Below are 18,290 nucleotides of genomic sequence, written 5' to 3' on the forward strand. Positions count from 1 at the left end.
TCGGCTGCCGCAGCTCAGACGCGCGACGCCAGCTCCGTGCTCGCCCGGGCGACCTCGCGGGCGATCGCGTCCTCGTCCGCGTTCACCAGCTGTCCCTCCCGCACCGTCGGGCGACCCTGCACCAGGAGCAGGCTCAGCGGGGGCTGCGCTCCGAGCGCGAGGGCCGCGACCGGGTCGGCGATGCCCGCGTGCTCGATCCCGTCGATCCGCCAGAGCGCGAGGTCGGCGAGCTTGCCGACCTCGATCGAGCCGATCTCGTCCTGCCGGCCGAGCACCCGGGCCCCGCCGATGGTGGCGACCGAGAGCGCCTGCCGGGCGCTCATCCGGTCGGCGCCGGCGCGCAGGCGGTTCATCAGGACCGCGGCGCGGATCTCGGAGCCGAGCTGCCCGGACTCGTTCGACGCCGCGCCGTCCACGCCGAGGCCGACCGGTGCTCCCGCCGCCAGCAGCTGCGGGATCGGCGCGATGCCCGCGGCGAGCCGGCCGTTCGAGGACGGGCAGTGCGCGACTCCGGTGCCCGTGGCCGCGAACTTCGCGATCGCGTCGGCGTCGAGGTGGACGCAGTGCGCCATCCAGACGTCGTCGCCGAGCCAGCCGAGCGACTCCAGGTGGTCGGTGGGCGAGAGGCCGAACGCCTCCCGCGTGTATGCGTCCTCCTCCACGGTCTCGGAGCCGTGGGTGTGCAGCCGGACCCCGAGCTGACGGGCGAGGACGGCCGACTCGCGCAGCAGGTCGGTGGTCACCGAGAAGGGCGAGCACGGGGCGATCGCGACCCGCACCATCGCGTCGGCGGAGGCGTCGTGGTACCGCTGGACCGCCTCTCCACTGGCCTGGAGCGCGGCCGCCGTGGTCTCGACGGCGAAGTCCGGCGGGAGGCCGCCCCGGGACTCGCCGAGGTCCATCGACCCGCGGGTCGCGTGCAGCCGGAGGCCGAGGGTGCCGGCCGCGTCGACGATGCCGCCGACGATGTCGCCGGAGCCCCGCGGGAAGACGTAGTGGTGGTCGGCGACGGTGCTGCAGCCGGACCGGGCGAGGACGCCCATCGCGCCGAGGGCGGCGGAGCGGGTCAGGTCGGCGTCGATGCGGGACCAGGCGGGGTAGAGCGCGACCAGCCAGTCGAAGAGGATCGAATCCTGCGCCCAGCCGCGGGTGAGCCACTGGTAGAGGTGGTGGTGCGTGTTGACGAGCCCGGGTGTGAGCAGGTGGCCTCGGCCGTCGACCCGCGTGAGCGCGATCGCCTCCTGCGCCGGCAGGCCCGTCGGGGACCGTCCGTCGAGGGCCCACGCCGGAGGGTCGCCGGCCCCGACGGCGACGATGCGGGAGTCGTCGACGACGACGTGGCCGACGGGGTGCTCGGTCCCGTGCGCGTCGACGGTGGCGACGTGGGCTCCGGTGAGGACGTGGCGCTGCATGCCCCGAGCATGCCAGCGCGGTGTTTCGCGGCCGTTTCCCGCCGGAGTGCGATCAGGCCGGCGCGATCACGACGGCGCGTGGTCAGGGAAGGACGTGCGGCTCAGCACGCCGCGTGGATCGGGCCCGAGCGCCCCGCGAGCGGCTCCCCGGACGTCCCCGTGCGCGCGGCGAGGACCTCCGCGAGGATCGACACGGCCGTCTCCTCCGGCGTCGACGCGCCGATGTCCAGGCCGATCGGCGAGTGCAGGCGGGCGAGCGCCTCGTCCGTCACTCCCGCCTCGCGCAGCAGCCGCAGCCGCCGCTCGTGGGTGCGCCGCGATCCCATCGCGCCGACGTAGGCGACCGGGAGCGCGAGCGCGGTCTCGAGCAGCGGGATGTCGAACTTCTCGTCGTGGGTGAGCACCGCGATCACGGTGCGCGAGTCGACCTCGGCGCGGGCGAGGTGGTCGGACGGCCACTCGACGAGGACCTCGTCCGCGCCCGGGAAGCGCTCGGCGGTCGCGAACACCGGACGCGCGTCGCAGACGGTCACGCGGTAGCCGAGCAGGGAGCCTGCGGAGCAGAGCGCGGCGGAGAAGTCGACGGCGCCGTAGATCAGCAGGCGCGGCCGCTCCGCGTGCACGACGTAGGCGACCTCGAGCTCGGCGCCCCGGCAGGCGGTCTCGACCGTGGCCGAGCGGCCGGAGGCCAGGCGCGCCTCGCGCTCGGCGAGGATGCGGCGGGCGGTGTCCTCGTCCAGGTGCGGGCCGACGACGTCCTGAAGGCGCGTCGCTCCGGTGAGCACGAGGCCGATCAGCTCCTCCGGGCCGCCGACGACGATCGCCAGCGCGGCCGAGCGGCCGGCGCGGGCGGCGCGCAGCTCGGCGAGGACCGCGGTGGAGCCGGAGTCGACGACCTGGCCGAACACGCGCAGCTGCCCCCCGCAGGACAGGCCCGCGGCGAAGGCCGCCTCGTCGTCGAAGCCGAAGTGCTCGGACGCGCTGCCCGAGGTGCCGAGCACCTCCTGGGCCAGCGCGTACGCCTGCGCCTCGACGCAGCCGCCGGAGATCGAGCCGATCGCGCGCCCCTCCGCGTCCACCGCCATGGAGGAGCCGAGAGCGCGGGGAGCCGAGCCGAAGACGTGCGTGACCGTGACGACGGCGACGCTCCCGCCCGCCTCGACGCGCTCGAGCAGGGCGGCGGCGATGTCGAGCACGACGGCCTCCTCTTCTCGGACGGGAGGCGACGGCGCCGGGGCCGCGGGGAGGCCGGGCGGAGCCGCCGACGGGCGCTCACACGCAGGAAACATGCCGAGTATAGGGTCGATCCATGCCTGACGACGCTCCCTTCCTCGACCTCGTGATCCGCGCCTCCGACGTGCTGACCGAGAACGGCCGGCGTCCGGCCAGCATCGCGATCGCCGAGGGCCTGATCGTCGCGGTCGGCGAGCGGGACGCCCCCTGGCGGACCACGGAGGAGATCGTCCTCCCCGAGGGCCAGGTCCTGATCCCGGGGATCGTCGACACCCACGTGCACGTCAACGAGCCGGGCCGCACGGAGTGGGAGGGCTTCGCCTCCGCCACCCGCGCGGCCGCCGCCGGGGGCGTCACCACGATCATCGACATGCCGCTGAACTCGATCCCGCCGACCACCACGGTGTCGGGGCTCGAGGCCAAGCGCGCGGCCGCCGGGCCGCAGGCGCAGGTGGACGTCGGATTCTGGGGCGGGGCGATCCCCTCGAACCTCGGCACGCTGCGCGAGCTCCACGACGCGGGCGTCTTCGGCTTCAAATGCTTCCTCTCGCCGAGCGGAGTGGACGAGTTCCCGCACCTGAGCCGGGAGCAGCTCGTCGAGGCGATGCGCGAGATCGCCGCCTTCGACGGACTGCTGATCGTGCACGCCGAGGACCCGGCCGAGCTGGAGGCGAGCGCGCTGGAGCCCGGCGCCTCCTACGGCGCGTTCGTCGACTCCCGCCCGCCCGCCTCCGAGCGCAGCGCGATCCTGCACGTGATCGAGGCCGTCCGCGAGACCGGCTGCCGCGCGCACATCCTGCACCTCTCCTCCGCCGACGCGCTGCCGCTCCTGCGCGAGGCCAAGGCCGAGGGGCTGCCGATCACCGCCGAGACCTGCCCGCACTACCTCACCTTCGACGCCGGCTCGATCCCCGACGGCGGCACGCAGTTCAAGTGCTGCCCGCCGATCCGCGACGAGCGCAACCGCGAGCTGCTCTGGAAGGGGCTGCTCGACGGGACGATCGACATCATCGCCTCGGACCACTCCCCCGCCACCGCCGAGCTGAAGCTCCCCGCGGGCGGCGACTTCGGCGTCGCCTGGGGCGGGATCTCGGGACTCGAGCTGAGCTTCCGCGCGGTCTGGACCGGGGCCCGCGAGAGGGGCATCCCGCTCGAGCAGGTCGTCGCCTGGATGTCCACGGCGACCGCCGCGTTCGCCGGGCTCGGCCAGAAGGGCCTGCTGCACGCGGGGTCCGATGCCGACCTGGTCGCGTTCGACCCGGAGGCGCAGTGGCGCGTGGACGTCGACGCCCTCTCGCACCGGAACCCCGTCTCGGCCTACGAGGGCCGCGTCCTCCGCGGCGCCGTCGCCGCCACCTGGGTCGGCGGCCGCCGTGTCACCGCCGCGACGGTCCCGCCCGCCGGGCGCCTCCTCACCCGCCCCTGACCTCGACCCGCCGATCCCCCGCCTCCCTGACGACACCTCGGGGAGCTCCACCGCTCACGCCGAGCGCCGCCGTGTCATCGGCAGGTTTCGAGCGTGTGAACGGAGGCGGGTCGGAGCCGCGGAGCGGGCGGATCGCACAAGACTCGGAGTCCCGGCGGCGGCTCCTCGGGATGCTCCGCCGGTGCGCGGAGCCCCCGGCAGGCGCGAGGCTGGCAGACGGGCTCGCAGGAGCCGCGAGCAGGACGGGCACCACCGCGTGACCGGGCCCGGCCGCACGGAACGGACAGGAGCGGACATGTCGATCATCCTCGGGGACCACCAGTACGGGAAGGCCGAGAACCGCGTCGTGCGGATCTACCGCGAGACCCCGCGGCACGAGATCCACGACGTCAACGTCTCCACGGCCCTCCGCGGCGACTTCGAGGCCGCGCACCGAGAGGGCGACCAGTCGGCCGTCCTGCCCACGGACACGCAGAAGCAGACGGCGTACGCCTTCGCCAAGGAGAAGGGCCTGCGCTCGATCGAGCCCTACGGCCTCGAGCTGGCCCGCCACTTCGTCGACGGCTACGAGCCCGTCCACGGCGCCCGCATCGAGATCGAGGAGTTCGCCTGGGAGCGCGTGCTGGTGGATGGGCGCGAGCACGACCACACCTGGGTCCGGAAGGGCCAGGAGACGCGGATCGCGTCTGTCACGGTCGAGGGCTCGGGCGACGAGCGGCGGATCTGGATCACCGGCGGCTTCAAGGACCTCACGATCCTGAAGTCCACGGGGAGCGAGTTCCACGGCTTCCTCACCGACCCGTACACGGTCCTGCAGCCGACGAACGACCGGGTGATGGCGACCTCGCTGGTCGCGAGGTGGCGCTTCGCCCTGAGCGAGGACGAGATCGCGGCGATGGACTGGGAGGCGGTCTACGCGGGCGTCAAGGCGCTCATGACGAGCCGCTTCGCGACCGTGCACTCCCTCGCCCTCCAGCAGACGCTCTTCGAGATGGGGAAGGCGGTCCTGGAGGAGTACCCGCAGATCGTCGAGATCCGTCTCTCCGCGCCGAACAAGCACCACTTCGTCTACGACCTCTCGCCCTTCGGCGTCGAGAACGACAACGAGGTCTTCCACGCCGCCGACCGCCCCTACGGGCTGATCCAGGCGAGCGTCACCCGCGACGACGCGCCGCCCGCGGGATCCGCCTGGACCGCCTACACGGGCCTGGTGTGACCGGCGCCGGGGGCGTCCACCGGGGGCACGTGCTGCACGTCGCCGGGGGTGCGACGCTCGCGACCGCGCGGGAGTCGCTGGTGTCGATCCCGGACGGCGCTCTCGCCGTGGACGAGGACGGCACGATCGCCTGGGTCGGTCCGTACCGCGAGCTGCCGGACCGCTTCGCGCTCCTGCCGGTCTCCGGCGACGCCGCGTCGATCCTGCTGCCCGGCTTCGTCGACGCGCACGTGCACTTCCCCCAGACGTTCTCGACCGACGGCTTCGGCGGCGGCCAGCTGCTCGAGTGGCTCGACCGGACGGTGTTCCCGGCGGAGGCGCGTCTCGCCGACCCGGAGTTCGCCGACGTCGTCGCGCGCGCCTTCACCCGGCGGCGGGTGGCCGCGGGCACGACCGCCGCGATGGTCTTCGGCTCCGCGTTCCCGGCCGCGCAGGACGCCCTCTTCGAGCGCACCCGCGAGGCGGGGCTGCGGATCGTGTCGGGGCGCGGCATCCAGACCACGGGCCCGGCCTCGGCGGCTCCCCTGATCACCTCCGAGGAGGAGGCGCTGACGCTCGCGTCGGAGGAGATCGACCGCTGGCACGGAAGAGACCAGCTCCTGCAGGTCGCGCTCGTCCCGCGGTTCTCGCTGTCCGTCACTCCCCGGACCCTCGGAGCGCTCGGCGACCTCTACGACGACGTCCGCGGACGCGGCGTCTACGTGCACAGCCACCTCAACGAGAACGACCGGCCCGGCGACGGCGAGATCGCCGCCGTGCTCGGCGCGTACGGCACCCGCAGCTACCTCGACACCTACGACGGGCTCTTCCTGCCCGGCTCCGCGCGCGGCGGCTCCTCCCTCCTCGGGCCGCGCACGATCCTCGCTCACGCCGTGCACTGCCAGGACGCGGAGCTGCACCGGATGGAGGAGACCGGCACCTCGATCGCCCACTGCCCGACCTCGCAGCAGTTCCTCGGCTCCGGCACCATGCCCTGGCGCCGGACCGTCGCCTCGGGGGTCACCGTCGCCCTCGGTTCGGACGTGGGCGCGGGCGACGAGTGGCTGCTGGCGCGAGTGGCGAACGACGCCTTCAAGGTGCACCTCTCGGAGCCCGGCGACGCGGCCGTCGCCCTGCATCCGGCCGAGCTCCTGTTCACGGCGACGCTCGCCGGCGCGCGGGCGCTCGACCAGGAGGAGCGGTTCGGCAGCCTCGACCCCGGGAAGGACGCGGACTTCCTCCGCATCGAGCCCGACCGGTGGGAGCCGCTCGCCGACGTCCTCGCCCACGGGATCCGCGCGGACGACGAGGAGGAGGCGACGGCCCAGCTGCTCTTCGCCCTGCTGATGACCCTGCGCGAGCCGGCGATCGCCGCGGTGCACGTCCGGGGCAGGCGGATCGTGGCTCCGGAGTGACGGGGCCGGCCCGGGCGGCGCGGTGCGGACCGCGCGCACCCGGCCGTCAGCGCAGGCGCAGCGCCAGGAACAGGTCGGCGCGGTCCGCGGTGTCCGACAGGTCGCGCTGCGTCAGCTCCTCCACCCTCGCGATGCGGTACCGCACCGTGTTCAGGTGCAGGTGCGTCTGCTCCGCCGTGCGCACCCACGAGCCGCCGCAGTCGAGGAACGCCGCGAGCGTGGCGACCAGCTGCGAGCCGTAGCGCGCGTCGTGCTCGACGAGCCGCCCGAGCACCAGCTCGACGAACACCGAGCGCAGGTGGTCGGGGACCGCGGTCAGCAGCTGCACGGCGGAGGTGACCTCCCCGGAGTCGCTGACCCGCACCGGAGCGTCGTCGCCCGGCGAGCCCGGCAGCAGCATCCCGTAGCGTGCCGAGCGGAGGGCGCCGCCGAGCGCGGGCAGCGGAGTCGCGGCGCTCGTCCCGACGCGCAGCACGGCGCCCGGCCACGCGGCTCCCGCTCGTCGCAGCGCCGAGGTGACGACGGCGAGCGGATCCGCGCCGGTGGGGATCGCATCGGTCGCCTCGGTGGGCAGCACCGCCACCGCGCAGCCCTGGGCGTCGCGTCCGACCACGGCGCGGCCCAGGTGCGCGGCGGCGTCGACCAGGACACGGCGCGCCAGGTCCGGGGGCGCGTCGCCCTCGAACTCGGCGGCGACCACGGCGCACCGCCCGGCGCCGCCGAGTCCGAGCTGCCGCAGGTACACCGCGACCTCGGGCTGCTCGCTGTCCTCCTCCACGAGCTCGAGCAGGCGGTCGGCGAGAGCGGAGTCGGCCGAGAGCGCCGCCTCCCGCTGCAGCCGGTAGACCCCCACGACTCCGGCGAGCTCCGTCACGGCGTCGAGTACTGCGGCGGGCCAGTCGTTCCAGTCGCCCCCGACGACGACCAGCCAGGAGGTGGCGCGGTGCTCGCCCGCTCCGGCGACGGTGAGGACCGACAGGGCGCCGCCGCGGGCGTCCGCGACCACGACCGGGCTGCGCCGGGCCGTGAGCGCCGCGTGCACGACCCGCTCGATCTCCCCCAGCCCCAGGGGCGAGGCGGAGGCCGCGGTCCGGCCGGTCGCGGTCAGCACCGACACGGGGAGTCCGAGCTCGCGCGAGGTGCGCGTGACGAGCTCGTCGAGCTGCTGCCCCCGGTAGACCTCGGTCAGCAGCTCCCGCTGGCGGGCGAGGGCGGCCGTCAGCCGGGCCACGCGGTCGCCGGCGAGGGCGTTCGACAGGTGCGCCGTGATCGCGCCGAACGACACATCGGCCGGCACGGCGATCAGCGGGACGTCGTGCTCGCGGCAGGCGACGACGAGGTCGTCCGGCACGAAGCCCAGCAGCCCCTCGCCGGCGAGCAGAGCGCTGGCACCCGAGTCCGCGACCGCGGCGACGAAGGCCGCGCTGTCCTGGGCGTCCCGACGCCAGACCAGACCGGTCAGCACCAGCTGGTCGCGCGAGATGTAGCGGCGCGGGTCGAGGAGATCGGTCGTGAAGATGCCGTCGACCGGCCGGGCGAGCGCTCCGTCGCCGGCGACCAGCACGCGCAGCCGCAGCTGCGGCGCGTCGAGGACGTCCTGCAGCTGCATCAGCTGCCCCGGTAGGTCGAGTAGGCGAAGGGGCTGAGCAGGAGCGGGATGTGGAAGTGCGCCTCCTCGTCGTCGAGGCGGAAGGCGACGACGACCTCGGGGTAGAACGACTCGGTGCCCGAGGCGGCGAACCAGGCGCCGGTGTCGAAGACGACCCGGTGCACCCCGGCGGCCAGGCGCTCCGGCCCGAAGGCCGCCACGCGGCCGTCGTCGTCGGTGCGGGCCTCGGCGAGGCGCTCCCAGCCGGAGCCGGCACGGGCGTCGAGAGCCACCGGGACCCCGCGCGCGGGGCGGCCGCGGACGGCGTCGAGCACGTGGGTGGTGACGCGGCTGGCGTGCCCGCTCATCGTGCGGCCTCCGCCCGGACGAGGCGCCCGTCGTCGAGGCCGCGGACCCGCAGCACCGTGATCTCCCGCAGCTGCTCCGCGACGATGCGGGCCTCCGTCTCGTCGTCGAGCCCGAGTCTCCGCTCCAGCTCCGCGACGACCTCGGCCCGGTCGCGGCCGGCCGCGCGGAGGAGGAACACGCGCCCGAACCGCTCCTCGTAGGCGCGGTTGCCGGCCAGCAGCCGCCGGGTCAGCTCCTCGTCGCCCGTGCGGCTCGCCGCCTGCTCCGCGGCCGAGAACGCGGAGGAGCGCCCCGCACCCGCGTGCCGCTCCCCGATCCGCGGGTGGTCGGCCAGCGCCGCCTCCACCTCCTCCTCGGTGAGCGTGCGCGCGGCCCGCTCGGCCGCGTCGGCCAGCGCGTCGGCCGACGGGTAGGGCGCGCCGGAGGCGACCTCCTCGGCCCAGCGGGGCACGGCGAGGCACGCGAGCAGCACGTCGCGGGCGGTCTCGGATCGGGTGTCGGTCATGCGGTCTCCTTCGTCCGGCGGAGCAGGGGCTCGGCCTGCGGCACGATGGTCGGATGGATCTGGTCGGGAGTCGGGACCTCGTCGGGCTGGTGCTCGCGGCGGGTGCGGGGCGCCGGGCGGGCGGCCCGAAGGCGCTGCGGTGCGACGCGGCGGGAGTTCCCTGGGTGGAGCGAGCCGTCGAGAGGCTCCGCGCGGTGGGCTGCGAGCGGGTGCTCGTGGTCCTGGGAGCGGAGGCCGGACGGGCGCGCCTCCTGGTGCCGCCGTCCGCGGACGTGGTCGTCGCGGCGGAGTGGGAGAGCGGCCTCTCGGCGTCGCTCCGCGCGGGTCTCGCCGCGGCCGAGGGCGTCGCCGCGCTGGTCGCCCTGGTCGACCTGCCCGAGGAGCCGCCGAGCGTGGGTGGCCGGCTGCTCGCGGAGGCGCCGGTCGCGCCGGACGTGCTCGCCCGCGCGGTCTTCCGCGGTCGGCCCGGTCATCCGGTGCTGCTGGGACGGGACCACTGGCCGGAGCTCCTCGAGGGCGTGCACGGCGACTCCGGCGCGCGCGACCTGCTCCGTGCGAGGGGCGCGCGCGGGGTGGAGTGCGGCGATCTGTGGTCGGGAGCCGACCGCGACGGGCCGGACTGAGCGGTTCACGCCAGGCCCGCGTCGTCGAGGGCGGCGGCCAGCGCCCGCCAGGCCAGCGTCGCGCAGACGGAGCGGACGGGGTTGCCCGCCACCGCGAGCAGCGCCTGCTCCTCGCCGGCGAGTGCACCCTCCCGGTGCGCCATCGCCGCGAGGAACGCGTCGATCCGCTCCCGCATGTCCGACGCCGGCAGCCCGTCGAGACCGTCCACGAGCAGCGACGCGGATCCCCGCGAGACCTCGCACCCCCGCCCGCTCCAGGCGAGGCGCACCTGCTCCGCGCCGCCGTCGACGCGCAGCTCGATCCGGTCGCCGCAGGTGGGGGTGATCAGCTCGGCCCGGCCGAGGGCCGGAGTCGGGTCGGCCTGCCCGACGGGGTCCTTGGCGTGCGCGCGGATCAGCTCCGCCGCCTCGCTCACGGCCGGTCCTCCAGCTCGGCGAGCTCCGCGTAGGCCGTGCTGATCCCGGCGATCCGCTCGCGCGACTCCCTCGGCGACGCCCCGAGCACTCCGGAGGCCACGAGCGCGACCGCGCTCATCGCCGCCGCGTAGCTGTCCAGCGCCGTGCCGCTGTCGACCGGGCACTCCAGCCAGACCGCCGCGTGCTCCGCGTAGCGCCGGGCGGGCGGATCCGCGAGGAGCACCACGGGCACCTCGCGCGCGGCGAGCGTCCCGATCAGGGCGGCGAAGGAGGCGGGGCGGCGGCGGAAGCCGACCAGCACCACGACGTCCTCGGCTCCGAGCCCCTCGAGCTCCTCACCGAGCGACTGGCCGGGCTGCGGGGCGATCCGGACGCGTCCGCGCGCCTGCGCGAGCTGCTGGCGCAGGTGCAGCGCCACCGGGTAGCTGTTGCGCAGTCCGATCACGACGACCTCGCGCGCTCCCGCGATCAGCCGCACCGCCTCCTCCAGCCGCCCGTCGCCGAACGCGGCGGCCAGCCGGGCCAGGTTCGCCCGCTCGCTCTCGAGGTGCGCGGCGAGCGGATCCCCCTGTCCCTGCGCGGGACCGACCGGCACACCGGAGGACCGCAGCGCCCGGGCGTGCTCGCGCACCTCCTGCGAGTTCGAGAACCCCAGGCGGCGGAACAGCCGCGAGACCGTGGCCTTGGACACTCCGCTGTGCTGGGCGAGCTCGGTCGCCGTGTAGACGGCCAGGTCGCCGAGGTGGTCGAGGATGAAGTCGGCCGCCCGCTGCTCCTGCCGCGACAGCGCGGCGTAGCCGGCATCGATGCGGTGACCGATGCTCGTCGAAGGGGCCGGGGCGGGGGTCACGCGGTCGGCGTCCCGTCGGCGAGCGCCAGCACGGCCGCCTCGAACGCGTCGAGCGCGGTCGCGACGTCGGCCTCGGTCACGTTCTCGTCCGGGTGGTGGCTGACGCCGCCCTCGCAGCGGAGGAAGAGCATCGCGTACTCGGCGAGGTCGGCGACCGCCATCGCGTCGTGGCCGGCCTTGGAGAACAGCACCATCGGCTCCGCGTCCCCGGTCGCGCGGATGCCCGCCCGCACGACGTCCTGCAGCCGAGAGGAGGCGACGACCGCGGGGGCCGAATGGGTCTCCTCCACCGTCAGCGCGAGACGGCGGCGCGACGCCGACTCCGACATCGCGTGCTCGATGGCGTCCCACGCCGTGTCGCGCTGGGCGTCGGTCTCGGCGCGGAGGTCGAGGCTGAACTCGACCCGGCCGGGGATGACGTTGACCGCGCCCGGGAAGGTCTCGAGCCGGCCGACCGTGGCGATCACGCCCTGCTCCCGCGCGATGCGCTCCACCGCGAGCACGGCCTCGGCCGCCCCGGTGAGCGCGTCGCGGCGGCGGTCGAGCGGAACTCCGCCCGCGTGCCCGGCCTTGCCGGTGAGGGTGAGTGCGAAGCGGCGGGCGCCCGCTATCGAGGAGACCACGGCGAGGGCGCGGTCAGCCTCCTCCAGGTAGGGGCCCTGCTCGATGTGCGCCTCGAGGTAGGCGAGAACGTCCTGCGCGTCGCGCGCGGCGGTGCGGATGCGCGAGGGGTCCAGCCCGAACTCGTGGAACGCCTCGACGAGCGTCGTCCCGTCGGCGTCCTCGAGCTCCCACCAGTGCTCGTCCCAGGTGCCGGCGAGGGCGCGGGAGCCGAGGAGCGCTGTGCCGAAGCGGGTGCCCTCCTCGTCGCCGAACGCGACGACCTCGACGGCGAACGGCAGGCGCCGGCCCGCCCCGTGCAGGCGCGACACCACGGCGATCGCGAGCATCACGCCGAGGATCCCGTCGTAGCGGCCCGCGTCGGGCACCGTGTCGAGGTGCGAGCCGAGCAGGAGCGCCGGGAGTCCCGGAGTCGCGCCCTCGTAGCGGCCGCACTGGTTGCCGGCCGCGTCCTGCCAGGTGCGCATGCCCGCCTCGGTCATCCAACGCGCGGCCATCGCGTTCACCCGGGCGTGCTCGGGCGAGAGGTAGACCCGCTCGATGCCGTCGCGGCTGGAGGAGACCGCGGCGAGCTCGTCGCAGCGGGCCATGATCGCGGCGGCGTCGAGGGCGGTCGCGGCGGTGGCGGCGGTGGGCGCGGTCGTGGGGTCCGCGGTCGTGCCGGTCATGCGCGTGCCGCCCCGTAGACCTCGTAGGCCCCCGCGACTCCGCCGCCCACCGGCACGGAGGCGCCCGCGCGGCGCAGCACCGCCTCCAGCGCCGCCAGGGTGGTCAGCACCGCGTCCGTCCGGGCGTTGTAGCCCATCGTGCCGATGCGCCAGACCTTCCCGTGCAGCGGCCCGAAGGACGTGCCGATCTCGATGCCGAAGTCGGCGAGCATCTCCCCGCGCACCGCGTCCCCGTTCACGCCCTGCGGAATGCGCACCGCGACGACGTTCGTCATCTTGTGCCCGACGTCGCCGAACACCTCGAGGTCGAGGCCGCGGACTCCGGCGAGCATCGCCGACCCGTGCAGCGCGTGGCGGGCGACCGTCTCGTCCAGGCCCTCCTCGACGACGATGCGGGCGCACTCGCGCGCGCCGTAGAGCATCGTGGTCGCCTCGGTGTGGTGGTTGAGGCGGCGCGGCCCCCAGTAGTCGAAGACCATGCCGAGGTCGAAGTAGTTGGAGCGGACGCGGCGGGCGCTGACAGTGTCGCCCTCGTCGCGGATCCCCGCCTCGATGCTTTTGCGCGACTCGATCACCGCGACGGCCTTCTCCGAGAAGGTGGCGGGAGCCGATCCGGACGGGCCGCCCAGGCACTTCTGGAGCCCCGCGGTGACCGCGTCGAGCCCGAGCTCGTCGGTCGCGAAGGCGTTGCCCGCGAGGGAGGCGGTGACGTCGGTGTAGAAGAGGGCGCCGTGCTTCTCGCAGAGGGCGCCGAGCTCCTCCAGCGGCTGCGCCATGGTGGTCGACGTGTCGCCGTGGACCACGGCCAGCATCTTCGGCTTCACACGGGCCAGGGCCTCGGCGATCGCCGAGACGGGGAAGACCTGCCCCCACTCGGCCTCGATCACGTGCACCTCCGCGCCGCAGCGCTCCGCGATCTCCCGGAGGAGGTGCCCGAACCGCCCGAAGACCGGCACGAGCACGCGGTCGCCCGGCTCCAGCATCGAGACCAGCGCCGCCTCGATGCCCGCACGGCTCGTGCCGTCGACGAGCATCGTCTTCTCGTTGCGGGTGCGGAACACCTGCCGGTACAGCTCCTGCGTCTCCGTCATCGTCGCCGTCATGAACGGGTCGTACTGCCCGACCAGCTGCGCCGACATCGCACGCAGGACGCGCGGATCCGCGTTGATCGGGCCCGGCCCCATCAGCAGGCGCGGCGGCGGATCGACGGGGAGGAACGGTGCGGGCGCGGTCATGGGCCACCTCTTCACGAGCGGGAGAGAAACAGTCGTTTCACCCGGAGAGCCTATGCGACGGACGTTTCGCCGGTGTTTCGCGGTGTGGCGGGTGTCGAGATTCTCGACAGACGCTCCTCCACAGACGTCTTCCGGAAGCGGGTCCTCCCGATCGGGCGCATCTGCTGCCCGCGTGTCGGTGGTCGCTGGTTCAATACGGGTATGGCGGATGGGATGCGGCAGGGACTCGAGGAGGTCCGCGCCCTCGGCGACCGCGCGGCGCTGCTCGCCCGCTCGGCGGCTCCGCTCCACCTCGCCTCCGCCGAGGCGCTGCACGAGGCGTACACGGCTGCTCTGCGTCGCCCGGAGGCGTTCGCGCGCGGCGGGTCTCCCGCCGAGTCGCGCGACCTCGTGGAGCGCTCGGTCCGGGCCGAGCTCGCCGTCGCACTCGCCGTGTCCGAGCGTGTGGCCGCGCGCGAGCTCGAGCACGCCCGCCTGCTGGTCGACCACCTGCCCTGCACGCGCGCCGCGCTGGCCGAGGCGCGGTTGCGCTGGGAGGCGGGGCAGATCATCTCCGGAGTCGCGGCCACCCTGCCGCCGGCCACCCTCCCGGAGTTCGACGAGCGCGCCGCGGGACTGGCCGCCTCGATGACGCCGACCCAGCTGCGGCGGAGCCTCGCCCGGCTGCGGGACGAACTCCACGAGAGTCCTCTGGCCGACCGGCACGCCCGCGCTCGGGAGGACCGGTCGGTCCGGGTCTCGCCCGATCAGGACGGCATGGCCACGCTCTGCGCGACCCTCCCCGCTCCGGCCGCTTTCGGTGCGCTCGCGCGCCTCGACCGGATCGCTCGCACCCTCCGCGACGGGAACGGCGACGGGAGCGGTGCAGCGGAGGAGCGCACGCTCGCGCAGCTGCGGGCCGACGCCCTGGTCGACCTGCTCTGCGACGGCGACGTGTCCGGCACGGCGCCGGGCGACGAGCGTCCGCGCACGTCCGCTCGCGGCATCCGGGCCGAGGTGCGTCGGACCCTCGCCGCGAGCACCGCGGCCGGGCAGGACGAGACCCCCGCGAAACTGGACGGCTACGGCCTCATCCCGGCCGGCGTCGCGCGCGCGCTCCTTGGAGCCGACTCGGCCGTCACCCCGGTGCTCACCCATCCGAGCACGGGCGCCGTGGTCTCCGTCGGACGCACGCACCGCCTCCCTCCCCCGCGGATGCGCCTCGCCCTCCAGCTGCGCGACCGGACCTGCCGCTTCCCCGGCTGCACCCGGCCCGCGGCGACCGCCGAGGCCGACCACACGCTCGAGTGGCGTCACGGAGGCGCCACCGCCCTCGACAACCTGGCGTCGCTCTGCGTCGCCCACCACCACGTCCGCCACGGCGACCGCTGGACCTACACGCTCCACCCCGACGGATCTGCCGACTGGACCACCCCCACGGGCCGCCGCGTGGTCACCCGTCCACCCGATCCGCCCGCGCCGCCAGCCCCGCCGCGGCGCAGGCCGAGCTTCAGCGATCCGCCGCCACCGTTCTGACGGCGGAAGGAGCCGCGCTCCTGCGGGCATGCTCCAGCGCGTGCTCCAGCGGGCGTGCTCGTGCACGCCCGCTCGCGCCGCGCGGGTCCGAGCCGGCGGCCTGTCTCAGCCGATGGCCGAGCCGTGGAAGCCGGTCGTCCGACGCGCCCGCCGACGAACCGGTCCACCGAGCCCGCACTCGCTGCACCCGGGCCCGTTCCACCCTCCGGGCTCGGCGCCCGTGCTCACCGCTGAGATCGCACCCGAGGACAGCTATCACCGCAGGCGACTCGGGCGCGACGGCGCAGCTTCCGCCTCGGATCCACGACGAGGGACGGAGCGACGGAGCGACGGAGGAACGGAGCGACGGAGGAACGGAGCGACGGAGGAACGGAGCGACGGAGGGACGGAGCGAGAGAGCGAGAGAGCGAGAGAGAAAGAGAGAAAGAGAGAAAGAGAGCGAGAGAGAAAGAGAAAGGGGCGGAGAGCGGGAGAACGGGTCACGGCGTCCGCCCCGATTTACGACGAGGGAGAGGACGAGCTAGGGGCGTGGCCCCCCCTCAGAGCGTGCCGACCAGCTCCAGCAGCGCGAGATCCGACCCCCGCGGTCCCACCAGGCAGAGCCCCACCGGAGTGCCGCCGACACTCGACCGCGGCACCGACAGCGCCGGATACCCGCCGATCCCGGCGACGCAGGTCAGGCCGAGCGTCGCCGTCCGCGCCGCGTCGATCGCCTCGGCCGACGCATCGAGGGCCGGCGCTACCGACGACGTCGACGGCAGGAGGAGCACCCGCCCCTCGAGCGCACGGTCGAGCGCCTCCCGGAACCCCGCGACCCGCGCCCGTGCGGCCGCCTCCGTCTGCTCGTCGACGAGCGAGGCCGCGTCGAAGCGCGCCTGCACGTCCGCCGCCAGCACTCCCGGATGCGCCGCGACCCACGAGCCGCTCGACCGCCACGCCTCCGCCGCCTGCACGAGCCGGAACGCCTCGAGCATCTCCGCCACGGGGGGCAGCTCGACCTCGTCGGTGCTCATCCTCTCGACGGCCGATCCGAACGCCGCCCGGACGGCCGCGTCCACTCCGCCCAGCAGTGCCGGCGCCACCGCGAGACTCCGCACCGGCGGGCCGGACGGCAGGCAGACCTCGGCCACCCGCCTCAGCGTGCCGAGGTCCCGCGTCAGCCACCCGACGGTGTCGAAGCTCGGCGCCAGCGGCAGCAGCCCCTCGACGGGCACCGCACCGTGGGTCGTCCTCAGCCCCCACAGGCCCTGATAGGAGGCGGGTACCCGGATCGATCCCGCCGTGTCGGTCGCCAGCCCGACGGCGGCCTGCCCGAGCGACACGGCGGTCGCCGGTCCGCTCGACGATCCGCCCGGGATCGCTCCGGGCACGGCTGGATTGGGCGGCGTCCCGTAGCCGGAGTTCCGGCCGGCGATGCTGTACGCGAACTCGTCGGTCTGAGCGATCCCGCGCACCGACGCTCCCGCTGCGAGCAGCTGCGCGACGGCCGGAGCGGTCGCCGCCTCGATCGGCGCGGAAGCGAGGCGGGCCGGCACTCCCGCGCCGATCCGCTGGCCCTCGATCGCGAAGAGGTCCTTGACCGCGACGTCCAGTCCGTCGAGGGTCCCGGAGCCGGCGGCCGGCACGAGCGGCGCGCCGACGGCCCGCCAGACACGGGGGTCCAGCGCGGGCGAGGGCGCCTGCACCTGCGCGGCGCGCACCCGCCAGGTCCCGCCCTCGCGCGACCACAGCTGCATGACGAGCCCGCGCCCGCCACGGGCCGGAGCGTTCACGCTCACCACGAGCGCCGTGCCCGCATCGACCGCCCTGACGTGCAGCTCCACCAGCTCCCGCACCGGTGCACCGCCGCGACGACCCCGGAAGCCGGTGATCACCGCGTGGCCGACGAGCAGTCCGGAGGCGTCGCCCCGGAGCGTCGTCGGCGCGTCGGCGAACGCGTCGGCGAGCGCCGCGACGTCGTCAGCCCCGAGCGCCGCCTCGTACGCCAGGACCGCGTCCACCAGCCCGTCCGGCAGGTCGCCCTCGAGCGTCGTCACCCGCGGGTCAGTCATCGAAGTCGGCCGTCCGGACGCGGGCGTGCACGCCCTTCACCAGGTCGACGACCTGCGAGATGTCGAAGTCGGTCGCCGCGCTGAGGTAGGCGTAGGCGTGAGCCGGGTCCATCCCGTAGCGGGCCGCCAGCAGCGCGATGGCCGCGCGGACGCACTTCTGCACGGCGACGTCCAGGTCCTCGTCCATCCCGGTGGGCACGAGGAACTCGCCGGTCTCCCCCATCGGCCCGAGCAGCTCCCCGAACGCCGCGATCGCCTCGGCGCGCGGGACGACCTCCAGGCGCACCCGGACGCGCAGGCTCGCCTCCATCGCCGTCAGCGCCACCTCGCCGTCGCCCTGCGCGAAGTGGGGATCGCCGACGTACGCGAGCGCGCCCGGGACCTGCACGGGAAGGTAGAGGCTGGTTCCGGCGGTCAGCAGGGCGATGTCGATGTTGCCCCCGTGCGCACCGGGCGGCACGGAGTGCGGGCGCTCCTCCCCTGCGACGGCGACGCCCATGATCCCGAGGAACGGCCGGAGCGGGAACCGGGCGGCCCGCTCTCCTCCCGGCACCAGCGGGATCACGCCGCGGAGACCGCCCTGCGCGTCCTCGTCGACGCGCGCGAAGACGCTGAACGGCCCCTCCTGCAGCGGGTACTCGCCCGGCAGCGCCCCGCGGCCGTGCCGGTTCGAGACGACTCCGTACGGCACGCGCGGCTCGGCCTCGAGGAGGGTCATCCGGAGCAGGTCCCCCGGCAGCGCTCCCCGGACGGCGATCGGCCCCGTGACCACGTGCGGCCCGTCCGTCTCGCCGTCGCGGAACGGCCCGTCCGCGGCGAGCGCGACCGCGTCGCGCAGCACCCCCTCCGGAGCGACTCCGTGGCGGCCGAAGAAGGCGACCGGATCGCGGCCCTGATCCTCCAGCACGCCCTCGTGGCTGAGCGTGTCGATGACGACCTCGGCCCCCGAGTCGACGGTGAGCACGGGCGCGTCCGCCGCGCACGGCAGGCGCCCCCACAGCACCGAACCCGGCTCGGCCGGCAGGTAGTCCACCCCCGGCGGCACTCCCTCACCGGGCTGCACCGCCCACTCCGTCCACCGCATGCGCGTCCGCCTCCCGCGCGGCCCGTCCGCGCCGTCCGACCCTAACCTCGCCGTGTTTCGAGCATGTACACGCGTGTGCCACG

The 18,290-nt window shown here is 75.0% G+C and carries 16 protein-coding genes; 5 read left to right on the forward strand and 11 right to left on the reverse strand.

The annotated features are described in order from the left end of the window. Positions 1 to 14: 14 nt before the first annotated feature. The gene (locus tag C5C49_RS01655; protein ID WP_104345261.1) at positions 15 to 1,412 is read right to left on the reverse strand and encodes an 8-oxoguanine deaminase; all 1,398 of its coding nucleotides are present in this window, start codon (positions 1,410 to 1,412) and stop codon (positions 15 to 17) included. Positions 1,413 to 1,513: 101 nt separating this feature from the next. After that, positions 1,514 to 2,608 carry an XdhC family protein gene (locus C5C49_RS01660; RefSeq protein ID WP_258068344.1) on the reverse strand — a complete coding sequence of 365 codons (1,095 nt, stop codon included), beginning with the start codon at positions 2,606 to 2,608 and terminating at the stop codon, positions 1,514 to 1,516. A gap of 113 nt (positions 2,609 to 2,721) precedes the next feature. Between C5C49_RS01660 and allB the strand changes: the two genes are divergently transcribed. The 3 genes from allB to C5C49_RS01675 all read left to right on the forward strand — a co-directional run bounded on the left by allB (position 2,722) and on the right by C5C49_RS01675 (position 6,681). Further along, positions 2,722 to 4,071, forward strand: coding sequence for an allantoinase AllB (allB, locus tag C5C49_RS01665; RefSeq protein WP_104328945.1), 1,350 nt, complete (start codon positions 2,722 to 2,724; stop codon positions 4,069 to 4,071). A 295-nt stretch (positions 4,072 to 4,366) separates the two neighbouring features. Continuing rightward, positions 4,367 to 5,287 (forward strand): factor-independent urate hydroxylase, encoded by a 921-nt coding sequence (gene pucL, locus C5C49_RS01670; protein ID WP_104345263.1) that lies wholly within the window; start codon positions 4,367 to 4,369, stop codon positions 5,285 to 5,287. Then, a complete protein-coding gene (locus C5C49_RS01675) occupies positions 5,284 to 6,681 on the forward strand; it encodes an amidohydrolase family protein (protein WP_104345264.1) in 1,398 nt (465 codons plus the stop codon). The genes pucL and C5C49_RS01675 overlap by 4 nt, the downstream gene beginning before the upstream one ends. 46 nt (positions 6,682 to 6,727) lie before the next feature. Here the strand turns inward: C5C49_RS01675 and C5C49_RS01680 are convergent, their stop codons facing one another. From C5C49_RS01680 to uraD, 3 genes are read right to left on the reverse strand one after another with little or no spacing between them, the layout of a single operon-like run. Beyond that, positions 6,728 to 8,290, reverse strand: a complete 1,563-nt coding sequence (locus C5C49_RS01680; protein ID WP_104345265.1) for a PucR family transcriptional regulator — start codon at positions 8,288 to 8,290, stop codon at positions 6,728 to 6,730. After that, positions 8,290 to 8,637, reverse strand: a complete 348-nt coding sequence (gene uraH / locus C5C49_RS01685) for a hydroxyisourate hydrolase (RefSeq protein WP_104239680.1) — start codon at positions 8,635 to 8,637, stop codon at positions 8,290 to 8,292. Before uraH ends, C5C49_RS01680 begins: the two co-directional genes overlap by 1 nt. After that, entirely contained in the window at positions 8,634 to 9,143 is a 510-nt protein-coding gene (uraD, locus tag C5C49_RS01690; protein ID WP_104283538.1) for a 2-oxo-4-hydroxy-4-carboxy-5-ureidoimidazoline decarboxylase, read from the reverse strand. The genes uraH and uraD overlap by 4 nt, the downstream gene beginning before the upstream one ends. 53 nt (positions 9,144 to 9,196) lie before the next feature. On the opposite strand from uraD, the gene C5C49_RS01695 reads away from it, so the two are divergent. Beyond that, entirely contained in the window at positions 9,197 to 9,766 is a 570-nt protein-coding gene (locus C5C49_RS01695) for an NTP transferase domain-containing protein (protein WP_104345266.1), read from the forward strand. A gap of 5 nt (positions 9,767 to 9,771) precedes the next feature. On the opposite strand, the gene C5C49_RS01700 is transcribed toward C5C49_RS01695, so the two are convergent. From C5C49_RS01700 to C5C49_RS01715, 4 genes are read right to left on the reverse strand one after another with little or no spacing between them, the layout of a single operon-like run. Beyond that, a complete protein-coding gene (locus C5C49_RS01700; RefSeq protein WP_104260556.1) occupies positions 9,772 to 10,182 on the reverse strand; it encodes an iron-sulfur cluster assembly scaffold protein in 411 nt (136 codons plus the stop codon). Further along, entirely contained in the window at positions 10,179 to 11,033 is an 855-nt protein-coding gene (locus tag C5C49_RS01705) for a MurR/RpiR family transcriptional regulator (RefSeq protein ID WP_219812189.1), read from the reverse strand. The genes C5C49_RS01700 and C5C49_RS01705 overlap by 4 nt, the downstream gene beginning before the upstream one ends. Continuing rightward, positions 11,030 to 12,322, reverse strand: coding sequence for an allantoate amidohydrolase (locus tag C5C49_RS01710; protein WP_104345267.1), 1,293 nt, complete (start codon positions 12,320 to 12,322; stop codon positions 11,030 to 11,032). Before C5C49_RS01710 ends, C5C49_RS01705 begins: the two co-directional genes overlap by 4 nt. After that, positions 12,319 to 13,557, reverse strand: a complete 1,239-nt coding sequence (locus tag C5C49_RS01715; RefSeq protein WP_258068345.1) for an alanine--glyoxylate aminotransferase family protein — start codon at positions 13,555 to 13,557, stop codon at positions 12,319 to 12,321. The genes C5C49_RS01710 and C5C49_RS01715 overlap by 4 nt, the downstream gene beginning before the upstream one ends. Positions 13,558 to 13,758: 201 nt before the next feature. Here C5C49_RS01715 and C5C49_RS01720 point away from each other — a divergent pair, with 201 nt between their 5' ends. After that, positions 13,759 to 15,072 (forward strand): HNH endonuclease signature motif containing protein, encoded by a 1,314-nt coding sequence (locus C5C49_RS01720; protein WP_104345268.1) that lies wholly within the window; start codon positions 13,759 to 13,761, stop codon positions 15,070 to 15,072. A gap of 539 nt (positions 15,073 to 15,611) precedes the next feature. Here the strand turns inward: C5C49_RS01720 and C5C49_RS01725 are convergent. Further along, positions 15,612 to 17,123, reverse strand: coding sequence for an AtzH-like domain-containing protein (locus tag C5C49_RS01725; protein WP_104345269.1), 1,512 nt, complete (start codon positions 17,121 to 17,123; stop codon positions 15,612 to 15,614). Beyond that, the gene (locus tag C5C49_RS01730) at positions 17,116 to 18,207 is read right to left on the reverse strand and encodes an acetamidase/formamidase family protein (protein WP_104247529.1); all 1,092 of its coding nucleotides are present in this window, start codon (positions 18,205 to 18,207) and stop codon (positions 17,116 to 17,118) included. Before C5C49_RS01730 ends, C5C49_RS01725 begins: the two co-directional genes overlap by 8 nt. Positions 18,208 to 18,290 lie beyond the last annotated feature (83 nt).

Origin of the sequence: Rathayibacter sp. AY1E2 (genome assembly GCF_002932325.1) — a bacterium.
Classification (GTDB): domain Bacteria; phylum Actinomycetota; class Actinomycetes; order Actinomycetales; family Microbacteriaceae; genus Rathayibacter.